9 protein-coding genes are annotated in these 18,142 nt (G+C 37.3%); all 9 read left to right on the forward strand.

Annotation, left to right across the window (positions count from 1 at the left end):
- The first annotated feature begins 24 nt into the window (after positions 1 to 24).
- The 9 genes from HBB17_RS14975 (at position 25) to HBB17_RS15015 (ending at position 18,009) form a co-directional block, all read left to right on the forward strand.
- Positions 25 to 1,512, forward strand: a complete 1,488-nt coding sequence (locus HBB17_RS14975) for a glutamate synthase subunit beta (RefSeq protein WP_167958317.1) — start codon at positions 25 to 27, stop codon at positions 1,510 to 1,512.
- 511 nt (positions 1,513 to 2,023) lie between these two features.
- Positions 2,024 to 8,929, forward strand: coding sequence for an alpha-amylase family glycosyl hydrolase (locus tag HBB17_RS14980; RefSeq protein ID WP_167958318.1), 6,906 nt, complete (start codon positions 2,024 to 2,026; stop codon positions 8,927 to 8,929).
- 327 nt (positions 8,930 to 9,256) lie between these two features.
- Complete coding sequence (locus tag HBB17_RS14985; RefSeq protein WP_167958319.1) at positions 9,257 to 9,949, forward strand: hypothetical protein; 693 nt, start codon at positions 9,257 to 9,259, stop codon at positions 9,947 to 9,949.
- Between the two features lie 111 nt (positions 9,950 to 10,060).
- On the forward strand, positions 10,061 to 13,057 hold the full coding sequence (locus HBB17_RS14990) for a C25 family cysteine peptidase (RefSeq protein ID WP_167958320.1): 2,997 nt from the start codon (positions 10,061 to 10,063) through the stop codon (positions 13,055 to 13,057).
- 20 nt (positions 13,058 to 13,077) lie between these two features.
- The gene (locus tag HBB17_RS14995; RefSeq protein ID WP_167958321.1) at positions 13,078 to 13,260 is read left to right on the forward strand and encodes a hypothetical protein; all 183 of its coding nucleotides are present in this window, start codon (positions 13,078 to 13,080) and stop codon (positions 13,258 to 13,260) included.
- A gap of 220 nt (positions 13,261 to 13,480) precedes the next feature.
- Positions 13,481 to 13,843 carry a BlaI/MecI/CopY family transcriptional regulator gene (locus tag HBB17_RS15000; protein ID WP_167958322.1) on the forward strand — a complete coding sequence of 121 codons (363 nt, stop codon included), beginning with the start codon at positions 13,481 to 13,483 and terminating at the stop codon, positions 13,841 to 13,843.
- A gap of 4 nt (positions 13,844 to 13,847) precedes the next feature.
- On the forward strand, positions 13,848 to 15,491 hold the full coding sequence (locus tag HBB17_RS15005) for a M56 family metallopeptidase (protein WP_167958323.1): 1,644 nt from the start codon (positions 13,848 to 13,850) through the stop codon (positions 15,489 to 15,491).
- A 205-nt stretch (positions 15,492 to 15,696) separates the two neighbouring features.
- Complete coding sequence (locus tag HBB17_RS15010) at positions 15,697 to 16,266, forward strand: hypothetical protein (protein WP_167958324.1); 570 nt, start codon at positions 15,697 to 15,699, stop codon at positions 16,264 to 16,266.
- Between the two features lie 60 nt (positions 16,267 to 16,326).
- Positions 16,327 to 18,009: a flotillin family protein gene (locus HBB17_RS15015; RefSeq protein ID WP_167958325.1), complete on the forward strand. Its 1,683-nt coding sequence runs from the start codon at positions 16,327 to 16,329 to the stop codon at positions 18,007 to 18,009.
- The last annotated feature ends 133 nt before the right edge of the window (positions 18,010 to 18,142 follow it).

Genomic DNA, 18,142 nt, shown 5'->3' on the forward strand with positions numbered 1-18,142 from the left:
AATTTAGAAAGGGGCACGTTAAGAATGGGAAAACCTACTGGATTTATAGAATATGAAAGAAAAGGAAATCAGGCGGTACAGCCAAAAGAGCGAATAAAGAATTTTAATGAATTTCATACTCCGTTGACAAGAGAAGAACGTAGAAAACAAGGTGCAAGATGTATGGAATGCGGTGTTCCGTTCTGTCAATCTGGAATGATGATCGGTGGAATGACATCGGGATGTCCACTGAATAATCTTATACCAGAATGGAATGACTTACTATATACGGATAATTTAAGCCAGGCATTAAATCGTTTATTAAAGACGAATAATTTTCCTGAATTTACTTCAAGGGTTTGTCCTGCTCCATGTGAGGCTGCTTGTACTTGTGGGCTCAATAACCAACCGGTAGCCATCAAGGAAAATGAAATGGGAATCATTGAAAATGGTTACGAGAAAGGATATATGAAGGCAAACCCTCCGAAGATTCGAACGGGTAAGAGGGTTGCGGTTATTGGATCTGGCCCATCAGGATTAGCAGCGGCAGATCAATTGAATAAGCGAGGTCATCTGGTAACGGTATTTGAACGATCCGATCGTGTGGGTGGTCTATTGATGTACGGTATACCCAACATGAAATTGGAGAAACATATTATAGATCGAAAAGTCTCTCTTATGAAAGAGGAAGGAATTACATTCGTTACAGGTGCAGATGTCGGAGGAAACTATAAAGCAAGCAAGATTATTAAAGAATTTGATTCGGTCATCTTAGCATGTGGTGCTTCCAATCCAAGGGACATTAAGGTACCTGGAAGAGGAGCGAAAGGAATCTATTTTGCTGTTGACTTCTTAAAATCAACAACGAAGAGTTTATTGGATTCCAATCTTGCAGAGGGGACATATATCAGTGCAAAAGATAAGAATGTTCTTGTAATTGGTGGTGGAGATACAGGAAATGACTGTGTTGGTACTTCCATTCGACATGGTGCAAAATCCGTACTTCAATTAGAGATGATGCCAAAATTGCCAGATTGTCGCACAGAGAATAATCCTTGGCCAGAGTGGCCACGTATCTGTAAGACCGATTATGGGCAAGAAGAAGCAATAGCTGTCTTTGGTCATGATCCTCGTGTTTACCAAACGACAGTGAAAGAGTTCGTTGCAGATGAGTCAGGAAATGTAAAGAAAGCGAAGCTTGTTAAATTAGAGAGCAAATATAATGAAGAAACAAAACGGAATACAATGGTAGAAGTGGCAGGAAGCGAATATGAGGTTGAGGTTGATCTTGTACTGATTGCAGCAGGCTTCCTAGGAACACAAAGCTATGTTGCAAAGGCATTTGGTGTAGATTTGAACGAGAGAACCAATGTAGCTACAGAGAAAGGAACTTACCAAACCGGTGAGGAGAATATCTTTGTTACAGGAGATATGCATCGTGGACAATCGCTTGTAGTTTGGGCAATCCACGAAGGAAGAGAAGTAGCCAAAGAAGTAGATACGCATCTTATGGGATACAGTAATCTACGATAAGAAGAATATGATATATCATACGATGGCGTATAGAGTCTAGTAAAACAAAGTATCATTAATTGAAAAAGATCCTAGTAAGAGAATCGGATTATTCCCTTACTAGGATTTTTTTATGTTATGTAGTAAATGCGGACCGATTAGGAAAGGGAGAGTCTATGAAAAAAAGGATGGCAAACTTAGGGAAATAATGTTGAAAATAGTATAATACAATATAGAAAATGACGAAAAAATTGTGGTAAATATATATAGAATGAGGGTAAAATAGGGTACTTGAATGTTAAAGATTACGAAAGATTCGAAAAAATTCGAAAAAAATTTTGTGCAAACTGTTGATTTGAGTATAGGTTTGTGGTATTAATAATAGTATGATTTGTTAATTAAATACCAGTGAAATTTACTGTGCTTATTGTAAAGTTTGCGAGTACTTGGTAAGCAAATCATAGGCTCTGTGTATAACACAATACACGGAGTTTTTTGGGGAAAGTTTATAAGAAAGAGAAGGAGAGGTATTATGAAGCAAAAAGCTACATGTCGAAGAGTAATCAGTATCCTAATGGTACTGGTTATGGTGGTTACATTGTTGCCAGATCAATTCCGAATGGTCAAGGCAGAAGCAGAGACGGTAAGAAGACTTGATGATAAAGTCGAACTTGTTGTAGGTGGACAACCTTATACTATGAACTTATATAGTGATGGGGTTTATGAAATTGCAGTACCGGCAGCATCTGGTGCAGCAATTGAGGTAAATGTAAATGGGACAAAAGCAGGAAGTTCAACATGGGAAACTGCTGGGACAAATGACGTTTATGTTACCTATAATTCAGTAACAAAGGAAATTCAGAATTCCATCTCAAATAGTGGAGCATTTAAGCAATCTGCAACCTGGGTGGGAAAATTATCAGATCTTACAGGAGCGGATTTAGCTGATTGGACACCAGGGGATGAAAAAGCCGATTTAGATTATATGGGGGGCGGCATATTCCAGAAAACATTCGGGTTTTCAGAGTTAGAATCTGATTTTGTTTTACAGCATGATGGATATAAAGTAGCGTATAACCATGACTGGGGTAACGGAGAAGTTTCTGACGGAGATAAAGTTGCACTTACAATTCCAAGTGGAAGCAATCAGATAACCGTTTATGCAAATTCAAGAACGGGATACATAACAGATTCAGTGAACACACCAACCATTGAAAAAGAGGTTTCCTTAATAGGAAGCATAAGAAATGATGAAGCAGTGAATTGGGAAATCGCACAAGCTGGATGGGAATTTACGAATATAGATGGTTCGTATGCGGTATATAATCAAGTATTTGATGCGGGAACATACGATTATAAAGTAGTATTTAACAAAAATGAATGGGCAGAAGGCGGAAATAATACAATTATATTACCAGATACGACAAATGTAGTATTTGTCTATGATTATTCCACCAACATGGTATATGATTCTGTGAACGATTACAATACAGTAGCAAGTTTTCTTGGATTCCCTGGCAATGGAGAAGAAGAACTGGTTCCAGATAAGATTGTTGCACAACCAGGAGGACAAAGTGTATGGAGAGTAACAGGTAATTGTGCACAGTTTGATAATTGGAATACAACAGGGGCAAATAGTGTTATGAGCCATCTGGTAGGAGAATACTATGCAAAATCCGTTGTATTAAATGCAGGTTCCTATGAGTTCAAGTTTACCAAGAATGGAACTTGGGATGGTGCCATTGGAGGAACAGAGGACAATTTCAAATTAACACTGACAGAAAAAACAAAGGTTAATTTTTATATCAATGATGAGCTGGAAGGAAATGATCGAGCAAGAATCAATATTGATTCATTAGAATCACAAGGATTAAAACAATACATTCCACAACGTACACAAGAAACTTGGCCAAGATTGGTAGGGAATATCCAGACTTTACTTGGAGATGAAGCAGACTGGAATCCTGCATCTGCAAAGAATTTCTTAGTAGATTATTATTTTAATGATACGGAATATCGGATACAAAGAACGATAGCTCCAGAACGTTTTCCAGCAGAATATTCTATAAAAGTAGTATACGGGAATAGCTGGGATTCAGTGGATTATGGAGATGGTACTGATAATCATGTCTTAAAAGTGTTAGATGCAGCAAATGTTACCTTTACAACAACCGTACCAACAGAATTTGCGGATGGAAAAGGTGTACTAAAAGATGATTACAAGCCTCAAAATTCTGCATATGATGGTAAGATTGATACTGCTGAATTGTATTATGACAGCCAGTCAACTACTTACAAGAGTCCATTTGGTGCAATTCCGATGGAAGGGGAGAATGTAACCTTCCGCTTGGCTGCAAAGGCAGGCGATGCACAGCTTGTGAAACTGGAATTAGCAAATAGTAATGATATTGCAAAGACTTATCCTATGAGTATTGTTACTGTTCTAGATGATAAGGATTATTGGGAAGTTACTGTCCCTGCAAAAGATTTTGACTCCATTGGTGTGTGGTCCTATAAGTTTATTGTTGTAGATGGTACGGCAAAGGTAGAGTATGGAGATGATGGTGTCTCAGGTGGAACGGGAGCTTATGCAGAAGAAGGACAAACTGGTTATGATCTTACCGTATATGAGAAAGATTTTAAAACACCAGATTGGATGAAGAATGCAGTTGTGTATCAGATCTTTCCGGATCGTTTTTATGATGGAGATTCTTCCAATAACAATGCCAAATTAGTGGATGGTTCAAGAGGAGATGGTGTTCAACTTTTTGATGGTTCAGAAGGTGCAGCAGGAAATTGGTCGGATTATCCAGAAAATCCAAGACAATCAGAGGAAGCCAATAAACCATATTATCCAGATGCAACCACAGATGGGGTTTGGTCGAATGAATTCTACGGTGGTGATATTAGTGGAATTCGTACGAAGTTATCCTATCTCCAACATCTTGGGGTAACTGCAATCTATCTCAATCCAGTATCATGGGCTGCGTCAAATCACAAATATGATGCGACGGATTACAAACACTTAGACCCAATGTTTGGGGAACCAATCTATAACGTGGCAGGAGATCCGACTTCCGGTTTGAACTATGAAGAGACGAAGAAAGCGTCGGATCTGGTATATAAAGCATTTGCAGATGTATGTAACGAACTTGGAATCTATTTGATTGCAGATGGAGTATTCAATCATGTAGGAGATGATTCCATCTATTTTGACCGTTATGAAAAATATCCAGAGATTGGTGCTTACGAGTATTGGAGCAAGGTATGGAATACCGTAGAGACCCAAAAAGTAACACAAGCAGAAGCAGAAAAACAAGTAAAAGCAAACTACAAGGCACAGATTAATCCGAATACCAATACCTATTATACAGAGGAAGACTTTGTCTATACAACTTGGTTTGAAGTTGGTCCAGATAAGGTTTACGATAAAAATGGAAACTTTGAACGGTATGAATACGAATGTTGGTGGGGCTATGATTCTCTTCCATGTGTGAAGTCTGTTACAGCAGAAGAGACCAACTTGACCAATGATGAGAATGCAACAATAGCGGGAAGTCACGAATACAATAATGTAGAATACCGCAATGAAGTAATTGGTTATGAACTGACAGGAAAGTCAGATGCAGCAGCACAAGAAGCAATGCAAGAAGCCAATTCTCAAAGATGGTTGTGGATGGGAGCCAATGGATGGCGACTTGATGTTGCACCAGATGTATCCGATGCAACATGGCAGCAATTTAGAAAAGCAGTGAAATCGGCAGCGGGTTATACGGATGCCAATGGTAATACAATTGCAGATCCAATAATTCTAGGAGAAGAGTGGGGAGTTGCAACGAAATATCTCTTAGGAGACATGTTTGATTCCGTTATGAATTACCAATTCCGTTCCGCATTACAGAATTTTATCATTAATGGGGCAGATGCTAAGACATTTGATGCGCAGTTGGAAACAATTCGAGAGAACTACCCAGAAGAAGCATGGTATGCGATGTTAAATTTGGTGGATTCCCATGATACCGTTCGTAATATCACGAAGATTGACAATCCAAGTTGGGAAGAAGAGAATACAGCGAATGCAAAAGAAGCATCGGAACGAGCAATACAATTACAGGCATTAACAGCAATCTTTCAATTAAGCTATCCAGGGGCTCCAACCATCTACTATGGAGACGAAGTTGGTGTAACAGGAACGAAAGATCCAGATTCTAGACGTACCTTCCCATGGGAGCGAATCAATGCTAGTACGAATGAAATCGCTACTGCATATGCAGATCAATATGGTACGCTATACAATACATATGTTAATGCAGCAAATGTTCGTAATGCGAACAAAGAGCTATTCGCAACTGGTGATATTAAGACAGCATATGCAGAAGGAAATGTTATCGCATATGCAAGAAAGAGTGATACAAAAGGTGGTCTGGCAGCAATTAATACATCGGATCAGGCAGTAACCTTTGAAGCGGATGTTACCGACTTCCTTCCAGAAGGATTGGTTCTTAAAGACCAATTAGGCAGTTCAGTACAAAGCGTAGTAAATGGCGGAAAAGTAAACATTACAATTCCAGCATATTCAGGAATTATGATGGTTTCCACACAAGGATTTGATGAACTTCCTGTAGCACCTACTACGGTAACAGCAGTTGAAACCAATGGTGCAAAAGGAAAGGTTACCGTTTCTTGGGATGCAGTGGAAGGCGCAGATTCTTACGGTGTGTATCGTGCATATCTAGATGGTGCAGACAAAGAATTTCTTGCAACTGTTACAGAAACAACATATGAAGATACAAGCGTAACCAATGGTACAAGATATTATTACTACATCAAAACAAATAAAGATGGTTTATCAAGTAACTATAGTACTTATGCCTCTGCATTACCATCGTATGAAATTACTTCCCTTGGAAAACCAAGCGATGCGCAAGACGTAACATTAGGTATGGGCAATACGACAGAAGAGATTACAGCAACGATTGCAATACCTGGATTGACGGATGATGAGCAATATACGAATAAAGATGTACCAAACCTTTCTTTGATGCTATTCTATTATACGGGAGAAAAAGAGAGTGCAGAAAGCGTGAAACTGCGTTACAAAGAAGATGTCCTTACGGATGGAAAAGTAACTGCCAAAACATATAGTACGTCCTTCGAACCGACAAGAGTAGGAGAATATAGATATTTTGCAAAAGCTACTGTTAATAATGGCTATACCTTTACTTCTTCAGAAGAAAATGTACTGACTGTTATAGCATCTGCGAATACGGATAAACCAGTAAAACCAGAATTACAACAGGCATTATCAGAATCAAATCGTGCTACACTGAATTGGACTTGTGAAGATTCATCTGTGAAAGGATTTGATATCTTCCGTAGTCAGGCAACGAAGAATGGGGAAGGTGCTGTAACATTTAGTGAATTCCAGCGTATTGATACGGTTGATGCAGCAACGAATGGTTATGTTGATTATGCAGTCAATAATGATACAACCTATAAGTATTATGTTGAAGCATTTAATGAATATTATAATCGAACAAAATCTGAGATAATCGAAGTTACACCAAAACTTGTAATGGTGGAAGTTACTATGCGTTTGACGATACCGACAAAAGTTTATACGTCAGCAACGGATTCTATCTATATTGCTTCCGATGCGAATGGCTGGACACCAGATGGATGGGAACTGAAAAAACCAAGTGGTGCAACAGACGGCAATATCGTGGAATACACCTTCAAGATGATGGCAGGTAAGAAGATTCAATACAAGTATACAAGAGGTTCCTGGGAAACAGAAGCATTAACAAGTAGTAATCCAAACGATACAACTTCAGCAGGAAACTATGGATATAGTGCCATGGACACGAATATTCCACTTACAATCCGCAACCAAGGCGGAAATAAGATGCTTGTAGAAGATTATGTATTACGTTGGGTTGATATGCCATTAATGATTACTGTACCAAGAATCTCCTATGGAAATGAGGATATTAGCTATGAGACAACAGAGGAAACCTTTGATCTGCAAGCAAGCGTCCCTATGGGAGGTATATTTACCATCAATGGTACGGATATTAATTCCATTCAAGCTGGAGCGCTTGATGCGTATGGTAATGTTCGTTTAAACAAGATTCCTTTGGAAGTTGGAGTGAATACCTTCGTTCTTCATATTGAGCCAACAGAAGATACAAAGAAGAAAGAATGGTTAACGGATTCAGGTAGAATTGAAACACAGATGACTGCCACAAAAACGATTACCATTACAAGAAAGCAAAGTGGTGTACAAGAAGGGGATAAGGAAGACGATAAAGGAGAAGGAACGAATACAGGAAGCAATGGATCTGCTCCTTCTAGTGAACCAAGAATAGTTGGACAAAGTAGTACATCAGGCTGGGAAGCAATCAATGAAAGTTTGGTTCGTATGGTGAAAGATTTAGACAAAGAGCAGATAGAGGAAAAAGTTGTGGAAGTTATCATGAATGAAGCAACAAAAGTTCCTTATAAGATCTTTACCACAATAGCAGGTACTTCAATCAAATTGGTATTGATAACAAAAGATTATCAATGGACGATTGAGGGAGAACGCATTGATACTGGCATTTTATCTGAACTTAGCAAGTCAGATGAGGCGATAGATCTTGGTTTTGTAAATCTTGATAAAGATACGAAAAAGCAAGAAATTGATACCATCTTAGAACATACATTAGCTAAGAATAAGGATACAAGAAAGGTTACTGGTATTACGTATTTTGAATTAGCTCATGAAGGAAAATTCCCATTCGAAGCACAGTTAACATTTACGGTAGGAAAAGAGTATGCAGGAAAAACTATTTTCTTAAATTATGTAAATGAAAAAGAAGATCAAGTAGAACCACAATGCTATGTACGTGTAAAGGATAACGGCCAGGCTACTGTTCGTTTCGAACATGCTTCAAAGTATGTAGTAACCCTTGAAAATACAGTTTTACCTACATTATTAACGAAAAAAACACTTTATACAGGAAGTACATATAAGATTGGAACGAAAGTTAAGAACTCTTTACCAGGTGATGCGGCTACTTACTATACGAGTAAGAAATCTGTTGTATCAGTAAGTAAATCAGGAAAACTTACGGCGAAAAAAGCGGGTACAGCAACGATCACCACTCGATATGTACAAAACGGTAAGGTATATGTGTTCTTAACAAAAGTAACTGTGAAAAAACCATATATTAAATTGACAAAGGTTCCAACGAAATTAAAAGTCAAAGAAAGCTTTACCTGCAAAGCAAAAGTATATGGAGCAAAAGATTCCCTTGTATGGTCAGTTTCTGATACAAAAGTCGCTTCAATCAATAAGAAAACAGGAAAGATCAAAGCGAAAAAGGCTGGGAAAGTAGTTGTTACTGTAAAAGCAGGAGATATTACAAAGAAATTCACAATAACAATAACAAAATAAATAGTTAACATATGAAAATGGGATTTCGTATTCCATAATTAAAAACAATTTTCATTGAATGGTGCATAAGGAGAAGGTATAATACCGAAATCAGAATGTACTATTCGTGAAAATTGTTTTTTTTAAACGAATTCTTCTCTTTAAGCGAGGGGCATTATTGAGGTTTGTATCAAGTTAAACTATAAGTTGCATTTATAGGTATAAAGATGACTTGAGAAATCATGGTAGAAATGGTATGATTAGTATTACAATACGCATTTATCCAATTGTATCTCAATTCAATGGAAAATGCTAAGAGAGGACATAATAGGAAAGTGGAGGAGCTGTATGAAAAAAAGAAAGATATGGTTTTGCATTTTACTAACTTGCGCTTGTGTAGCCACGGGATGTGCAAAAGAAAAGACAAAAAATAATAACACAGAAACAGAGAACAAAACGGAAACACAGGATACGACGCAAAAGGAGAATACACAAGGGTGCAAAGTAGAAAAGGATAAGATTACCATTCATTTTGAACTCTATCAGGTGAACACGGAAAAGCAAGACGATGGAAAGATGAAACTCAATGTAGATGGGTTTGATGCCAGTTATGATGAAACCTCAATTCCATTCCTTTCTTATGTACTTGCATTACCACAAGATACAACATTGGATAAAATCAGTACCGCCAATTGGTCAGATACGGTGAATACGTTAGAAGATGTTGATCTTGCGGATCTTAAACTAGCTCCAGTGTCAGAAGATAGTAGCAGTGGAACCTTGGAAGAAACCAGTGATTCTGGATTTAAAGTTCGCGTATTTTCACAGGATTTTCAAGGAATCCCAGTTGTATATGTTTCAATATACCCAATTACATATGATAAAGAAAAAAGTCAAGTTCAATTTGTACAAAGTGGTGACTTTGAAATTGCTTTAAAACAAGAAGCTTGGGATCTTTCCCATTATGATTCACCAGAACGAATTAAGAATGTAGTAGATAATCCAGAATTAGTTGATTCCTATAAGGTCTCAGAAAACTAGGTTTTTGATTCATTAAACTTTGACACATATCACAAGGGTCAATTGCAAAGATTGTATAAGACAATTAATTGACAGAATTGGACTCAGACAATTGTAGAAAGGAAAAAGCGTATGAAAGTATTAAAACAAAACGGTGCAAAGAGATTTCTAGCAAGCCTCCTGGTGATTATTCTGGCAGTTTCATTGATGCCAAACTTATCCACCAAACCAAACAATGTTGTAGCTGCAAATAAGTCAGCGTATGAAGATGTAACGGAGATTGAATTAAATTATTATTTTGGTGATCTTCAGTTTGGAGAAGGAGAGCATGGAAAAACAGTTGATATTGATGGATTGACGAAAGTAAACGATGAAGGAATGCCAAATTTACCTTCGAAATCAATCTCTGTATTGATTCCAAGTGGGAAACAGGTAGCTGGTGTTAGAATTGAAACATCAGATGAAGAAAGATATGAGAATATTCTTGTAGAACCTGCTTCTGCCATCGTATCTAGTATAGAAGAAAATAATGAAGATGTAACAGCAAGCTATGATGAATCTGTGTACAAAAAAGGTGAAATTTATCCGAAAAGCAATTATGGAGAAGGTTCAACAAGTAGTACAAGAGGTTACCAAGTATATAGCATGTTATTATATCCTGTACAATATCAAGAACAATGCATCACATTTACAAAACATATGAAAGTTGTTCTTAAGTTAGCAGAGGAAGAGGCACAAGCTTCCGTTCAGGCTAAAAAAGGAAGTGCTGTTTTCGTTCCAACCAAAGAAGATGAAAGCTTCATTTCTGATAAAGTGGAAAATATCGAAGTAGCAGCATCGTATTATGAGAAAGCTGACGAGACCATTACTTATTCTGCATTATTAGGAAGTGATCCATGTGATTATGTGATCATTACTTCAGATGAGTTGAAGACAGCATTTGAACCATTAGCAAATAATAAGATTGCAAGAGGATTACGGGCGAAGATTGTTACCACAAGTGAAATCTATGCAAGTTATGTGGGAAGAGACCAAGCGGAACAAATCAGAAACTTTATCAAAGATGCATATGCATGTAATCATATCAAATATGTTCTCTTAGGTGGAGATGCGGATGGTGATACGCCAATCGTTCCAACTCGAATCTTGTATTGTGCACCTGTTACAACCGATACAACAACTTCACTTGCTTCCGATTTATATTTTGGTTGCTTAGATGGAGATTTTGATTCCAATGCAAACAATACATTTGGAGAAACATCCGACAACGTGGACTTTACATACGATGTATTAGTCGGTCGTGCACCAGTAGATGATGTAACAGAAGCAACAAATTTTGTTACAAAAACAATTGCGTACGAGAGCAGAGAACAAAATGCAAAAGTAACTCTTGTAGGAGAAGTATTACAAAGTAATAGTGATGGTTGTACATCAGAATTAGCAGCTGAACTTCAAACAACAATGGATGCGGGAACCTTAACAGATAATCTTCGTCTTGTAAGAGACCAGATTGTAGATGACACCTATGTTTCCTTATACTATGATGCAAATTCTTTCTTAAAGACGGTATTCGTTAATGATATGTCCTTGTTATTAGATTTTTCAGAATTGCTCGTATCATATCATAAGGATTTTGCCCAACTAGTAAGTACCGGAGCTTGTTCTGATCAGATTACAAAGTCTGATATTAAGAAAATTCAAGCATTTTGTACAGATTTAAAAGAGGCAATGAAAGATACTTCTGCAACTTATGCAAAGAAAGACAAATTAATTGAAGAAGTAGAATATGCCATTGACTATGTAGGAATGGCAGAAGGCAAGACCTTTGATGAAATTATTCTTTCAAGTAAATTTGCAGATTCTAGCAAAACATCAAGTACGGTTTCCTATAATACAGTAGATGGTGAAGATGATGAAGAAAATTATATCTTCGGTGGTGACTACATGGATGAAATCAAAGATGGTGCCACAAGTAAAAATGGAGGCAACGATTTTGTAACAGTTGGATTCCCAGACAACTATAATAAGAATACCTTATATGACCGTGATTACAAAGACTACAATTGGCCAAAATCAGAGGTTATTTCGATTATGAATAGTTCTCCTGAGGTTGTGAATCATTTGGGGCATTGTAACAATACAACCTTGATGAAGTGTTCTGTTGAAGATATGGAAAGTTTGACAAATCAACAAGCATTTTTCGTATATTCCCAAGGTTGCTATGCAGGTGCTTTTGATGGTATGGATACCAGCGATAACTACACTCAACCAGATTGTGTAGCAGAACAATTAGTTGTTAGTAATTCCGTAAGTGGAGCATATGCTTGTATTGTGAATTCTAGATATGGCTGGTACAGCCGTGTTGGTACCGATGGACCTTCCCAAGCATACAATCGTAAATTCTGGGATGCAGTATTTACGTCTTCTGAAACATCAAGAAACATTGGTAGTATGTTGGCGCAGTCAAAAGAGTATTTTATTAAGTATTTATCTGGTTATGACAGCAGTACCGCAATGTTATTCTGTTATTATGAACAAAACTTATTAGGTGATCCAGAAGCATCACTTTACACCATAGCCAACAAGGTAGAAGTGCCAGCAACGTCTGTAGTTGTAAATCTTGGTAAGAATGTGACCCTGGAAAAAGGAAAGAGCTTGAAAGCGACTGCCTTCTTATATCCAAAGAATAACACAGATACTGTTTATTGGAAAACTTCAAATCGTAAGATTGCGACAGTTAGTGAAGACGGAACGATTAAAGCGAAGAAGAAAGGTACTGTTAAGATTACAGCAAAAGCACTTGGTGGGAAGACATATGTAACAACAGTGAAAGTAATTGATGCACAAAAATCTAGTAAAGCAACAAAGAGTGTTACATTATCACAAACAACAGCAACATGCTTACGTGGTGATAAAGTGACACTAACGGCAACGATTAAAGGTAGTAAGACGGGATTACTTTGGTATTCTTCTGACATTAACGTAGCTACGGTTACTAGTAAGGGTGTAGTTGATGTAGTAGGTGCAGGTGAGTGTATAATCTACTGTCGTACAGCGAATGGAAAACAAGCCAAATGTACCATAACTGCTACTTTACCACCAATTGTTGAAGAAACACCTAATCCATAAGATTCGTAGGAGGATTTGTATTGAAAGAATATATACTTCGAGCGATATTCTGGGCAATTGCAATTATGATTGGATTAGCAATTGTTGCACGAATAGAAGGTGATGCAATTAACTTGCTGAAACTTCTGATCTATGGATTGACCATGGGAGTTGTTGACTTCCTAGTTTCAATGATTACTCGTAAGGCAAAGAAAAATAAATAATCGTTTTAGTTAGCCTTGTAAATGCTAGAGAGATTGTACTCTTTAGCATTTGCAGGGCTTTATTTATGATGTAAAAATTAACCTGTTTTTTATTGACACAAGAGGTCTATTATGATAGACTTTACAAAAAGAAGGTCTATTGAAGTAGACTTAAGTTGATTCGATTTCAACTACAATGACCTGCAATAGCCAAACGAACATTGAACAAAAAGGAGGACATATGGAAAACTATAAGTTATATGATGGAGAATATCGTTTTGTTAACTTAGTATGGGAGAACGAGCCAGTAGGTTCGGGAGAACTGGTCAAATTATGCAATGAAGCATTTGGCTGGAAGAAATCCACCACCTATACTGTTTTGAAGAAATTGTGCGATCGAGGTATTTTACAGAATGAAAACGCAATTGTAACAGCACTTGTGAATAAGAAACAGATTCAACGTTATGAAAGTGAAGCCATATTGAATAAAGCATTCGATGGTTCATTACCACAGTTCTTAGCTGCCTTTTTAGGGAATAAGAAGTTAAGTAAAAAGGAAGCGAATGAGTTGAAAGAATTAATTGATGCACATAGAAGGGAGTGATGGTATGGAATGGTTGATCGCGATATTTGGGGAGATACTACATAGAAGTATCTTAGTAACAATCCTGATTTTGGGAATCTTTTTTCTTAGATTATTCCTTAAGAAGATGCCAAAAAAGATAGCTTATGTATTATGGATTGTGGTATTTGTTCGGGTACTCTGTCCATATTCGATTCCCTCTCCATTAAGTGTGTCATCTATTGTTACGAAGAACATTCAGGAAAAATCAACGGAGAAGAACACGAATACCTATAAGCAGGAAGAAAGTAACTTGCAGGTGTCTATAGGAGGACAGCTGATACAGAATCATCAGAGTAGCATGGATAATCGCAATAGAATACTAGGGGAAAAATCTTCAGTAGACCAATTTAGTGAAGGAACACCAAAAACAGAAGCATCAAAAACAGATACACCAAAAGCAAGTACATCATCTATTTTTTCTATATTAGCAATAATATGGGGATTAGGCATGGTAGCCTTATGCATATGGAATGGCAGAAAAATTATGGGTATAAAGAGAATACTTGGAATTGCAGTAAAGAAACCAACCAATCTTGCATATGTTGTATATGAGTCAGATCGGATACCAACACCATTCGTCTTTGGTCTTTTTCGACCAAGAATCTATCTGCCAATGAACCTATCAGAAGCAGATATAAGTAAGGTCTTGCAACATGAGAAGGTGCATATTCAGAGAAAAGATTATCTTATTAAGATGATCGCGTATCTGGCGGTAATATTACACTGGTTTAATCCGTTAATATGGCTAGCATTTGCTGCATTTACCAAAGATATGGAGATGTCTTGTGATGAGCAGGTAATAGGGAACCAATGCGATAAAGAAAGAGTGGATTATAGTATGACGTTATTATCTATGGCGATGGAGCAACCATCACCAACGTGGAGTCCTATTGCTTTTGGTAATGACCATACGAAAGAACGAATCAAACATATTCTTACCTATGAAAGAATATACAGTCGAAAACGACTGATTCCAGTTGTTGCCATTCTATTATTGCTTGTTGCTTGTACGAATGATCCAGTTAATAAAACGCAGGAAGAACAAAAAGGATATGGATTCTCAGCAACAGAAGGGGCTGAAGCGGAACAAACAAAAGCAGAAGGACCCACAGAGGAGGAACTGACGATGGATATGCTAGAGCAAGAAGGGTATTCTTCGGCATGTATAAAGGAACTTGCTGCTAATCGGACAGAATATATTGGCGATAATTCCAAAGTTGGGACGCTTGTTTCCCTATTGCCCGTTTATGAGAATGTGGATCGGAATGAGATTGAATTAGATACGAAAGAAAAACCTTATGGATTAACGATCTATTATAAGCAAAAGGAAGAGAAAGATAAGACTACAGACTATCTTCCCATCTATCGAAATGCAATTATATTGCTGGCAACCATCGATAATGCAGATTGGGTATCACAGATCTGTTTTTGGAATAATCCAGCATTATCGTCCCTTTGTTTTCAAGTAAAGATCAGTAGGGACGAAGTAGAGAAAAACTTAGGAATCACATTCTCCTCTTATACAAAAGATGAGGAAGGACTGACAAGATTACTTATGGATTTGACAAGTGATACGTTTATTGACCATGTGACGGAATATATAGAGCAATTGACACCTGAAGAATAATTTGGAAAGTAGAAAGAAAGTCATATTATCTCATGTAAGCCTTATAATTTTAGCATTTGAAGTTGTTTGACATAATTATAGTAAAATTAATAAATCCCATAAACTTTTAATGCATTCTTAATACAATATATGGTAAAATTGTGTATAATAATGTAAGAATCATAGTCATAGTGAAAAAGAGATTGGAATAGAAAAGAGGCGCGATATGGAACGGGTATTTACGATTTGTATGATTGTTGGCTTTACAATACCACTTCTATCTTTAATCTTAGGACAGATTGGTGATATCCTGGATAATTTGTTTGATGGTGTCTTCAATTTGTTTGAAGGTTTATCTTTGCATACGCATTTTGAGGTTGGTAATCTAGAGCTGTATTTGTTGCCATTTTCTATGCAAAGTTTATGTGGAGGGTTGTTAATCTTTGGTGCAGTAGGAAAACTGCTTATAAGGAAGACGAATCAAACGGTATGTATTATCGTTGCCGTTTTATTCGGCTATTTGATCGCTGTTTTGCTTCAAACGATGATTCAGAAACTGAAGCATGTAGAGAATACAACTTATTCCAAAGAACAATTACTTTTATTCGATGCGAAGATCATTAATGCAATCATTCCAGGTGGATTTGGTTGCGTGAGTGTTACTACATTAGATGGTATAACAACGTCTTATCCTGCAAAAGCAACTATAGCAGAAGGTATACCACAAGATACGAAAGTAAAAATCTTATATTTTGAAAAAAATATTGCAATTGTGGAAAAAGTTGAGGAAACATAGAGCACTTGCTCTGTTTCACTATAAATGCCTAATGTTAATGAGGCTAAGGAGGAAGCAAAAATGCCAGAATATTTAGAAAATATGTTACCGGGTATCTTCATTGCGGTGGGGATTGTAATCATTTTGATGGTTATCTTGTCCATGTGGAAAAAGGTACCACAGGATAAAGCCGCTGTTGTTACAGGTTTGAAAAAACGAATCATAACCGGTGGTGGTGGTCTAGTCATTCCTGTATTTGAACGAATCGACTATATCTCATTGGGAAATATTCAAATTGATGTAGTTACCGATGAAAGTATGTCTTCACAAGGCGTTCCGATTGCTGTTATTGGTACGGCGGTTATAAAGGTGAAGAATGAACAGGCTTCCATCTTTAATGCGATTGAACAATTCACAGGGAAAAACGAGGGAATGATCGAACAATCCATTCGTAGTACAGCAACAAATGTTTTGGAAGGTAAGTTAAGAGAAATTGTTTCAACCATGACGGTAGAAGAAATTTATCGAGATCGAGAAACATTTTCATCGAAAGTACAAGAGGTTGTTGGTACAGAATTGATGGAGATGGGCTTAGAGGTTAAAGTATTTACGATCAAAGACATCAACGACAGCAATGGTTATATTCAAGCACTTGGTGTAAAGCAGATTGCGGAGAAAAAGAAAGATGCAGAAATTGCAAAAGCAGAAGCAGATCGGGAAACCCAGATTGAGACATCAAAGGCAAGACGTGCTGGAGAGCAGGCAAGATTACAAGCGGAAACAGAGATTGCGGAGGCTACAAAGTTAAAGCAAGTACAAGAAGCTGCCTACATGCAGGAACAACAAGCTGCGAAGGCAAAAGCAGATGCAGCCTATGATATTCAAAGAAATATTACATATAAAGAAGTTGTAACTGCCCAGATGGATGCAGAACTGTTAAAACAAGAACGTCAGAAAGATGTTGAAGCTGCACAAGTACAGATTATGATTACAAAAGAGCAGAAAAACATCGAACTGGCACAGAAACAGGCAGAGCGTAAGAAGGAAAGTTTACGGGCTGAGGTAGTAGAACCAGCTATTGCAGACAAAGAGAAGCAGCAAACAATAGCAGATGCAGAAAAATACCGTAAGATTGCAGAAGCAGAAGCCCAAGCGCAGGCACAGAGAAGATATGCAGAGGCAGAAGCAGAAGCTCGTAAAATCAAAGCGGTAGCAGAAGCAGAAGCAATTAAGCAGACAGGTCAGGCAGAGGCAGATGTAATCAGTCAAAAGGGTGTTGCAGAAGCGAATGCCATTCGTGCAAAAGGTATTGCAGAAGCAGAAGCAATGGAAAAGAAAGCAGAAGCATATCAGAAGTACACGGGTGCTGCAGTTGCAGAGATGTTGATCAATGTATTGCCAGAAGTTGCAGGTAATATTGCCAAACCATTATCGCAGATTGATAAGATCATCATTATGGATGGTGGAAATTCTGATGGAAATGGTGTATCTAGTGTCGCATCTAATGTTACTGGTGTAATGACACAAGTCATGGAATCAATGAAGGAAGTAACAGGAATTGATCTATCCGATCTTGTTAAGGCAAAAGGGTATGATGCACAAGTAACAAGAAATGTGAACATACAAGCAAGTAAAGATGTACCAGAATTAAAAGACTTGTCAGGGATAAAAGAAGTAGCCATGCTAAATGAAGTAAATGAAGTTTCTGAAGTACATGATGTAAAGGTAGCAAACGAAGCTAAGGAAGTAAAAGAAGATAAATAAGTAGTAAGTAATATAAAGAAGTAAATAAAATAAGTTAAATTGCAAAAAGATGCAATGATACTAGAATTGTAATATAATAAGAGGTGGGAGAGTCTACAGGAAAGGAAAAAGCAAACCAAACTTCCGCCTCTTG

Origin of the sequence: Anaerosporobacter faecicola, assembly GCF_012070565.1 — a bacterium.
GTDB lineage: Bacteria > Bacillota > Clostridia > Lachnospirales > Lachnospiraceae > Anaerosporobacter > Anaerosporobacter faecicola.

Coding starts and splice junctions, on each gene's coding strand:
- HBB17_RS14975 (WP_167958317.1), top strand. CDS start 25: ATGGGAAAACCTACTGGATTTATAGAATATGAAAGAAAAGGAAATCAG.
- HBB17_RS14980 (WP_167958318.1), top strand. CDS start 2,024: ATGAAGCAAAAAGCTACATGTCGAAGAGTAATCAGTATCCTAATGGTA.
- HBB17_RS14985 (WP_167958319.1), top strand. CDS start 9,257: ATGAAAAAAAGAAAGATATGGTTTTGCATTTTACTAACTTGCGCTTGT.
- HBB17_RS14990 (WP_167958320.1), top strand. CDS start 10,061: ATGAAAGTATTAAAACAAAACGGTGCAAAGAGATTTCTAGCAAGCCTC.
- HBB17_RS15000 (WP_167958322.1), top strand. CDS start 13,481: ATGGAAAACTATAAGTTATATGATGGAGAATATCGTTTTGTTAACTTA.
- HBB17_RS15005 (WP_167958323.1), top strand. CDS start 13,848: ATGGAATGGTTGATCGCGATATTTGGGGAGATACTACATAGAAGTATC.
- HBB17_RS15010 (WP_167958324.1), top strand. CDS start 15,697: ATGGAACGGGTATTTACGATTTGTATGATTGTTGGCTTTACAATACCA.
- HBB17_RS15015 (WP_167958325.1), top strand. CDS start 16,327: ATGCCAGAATATTTAGAAAATATGTTACCGGGTATCTTCATTGCGGTG.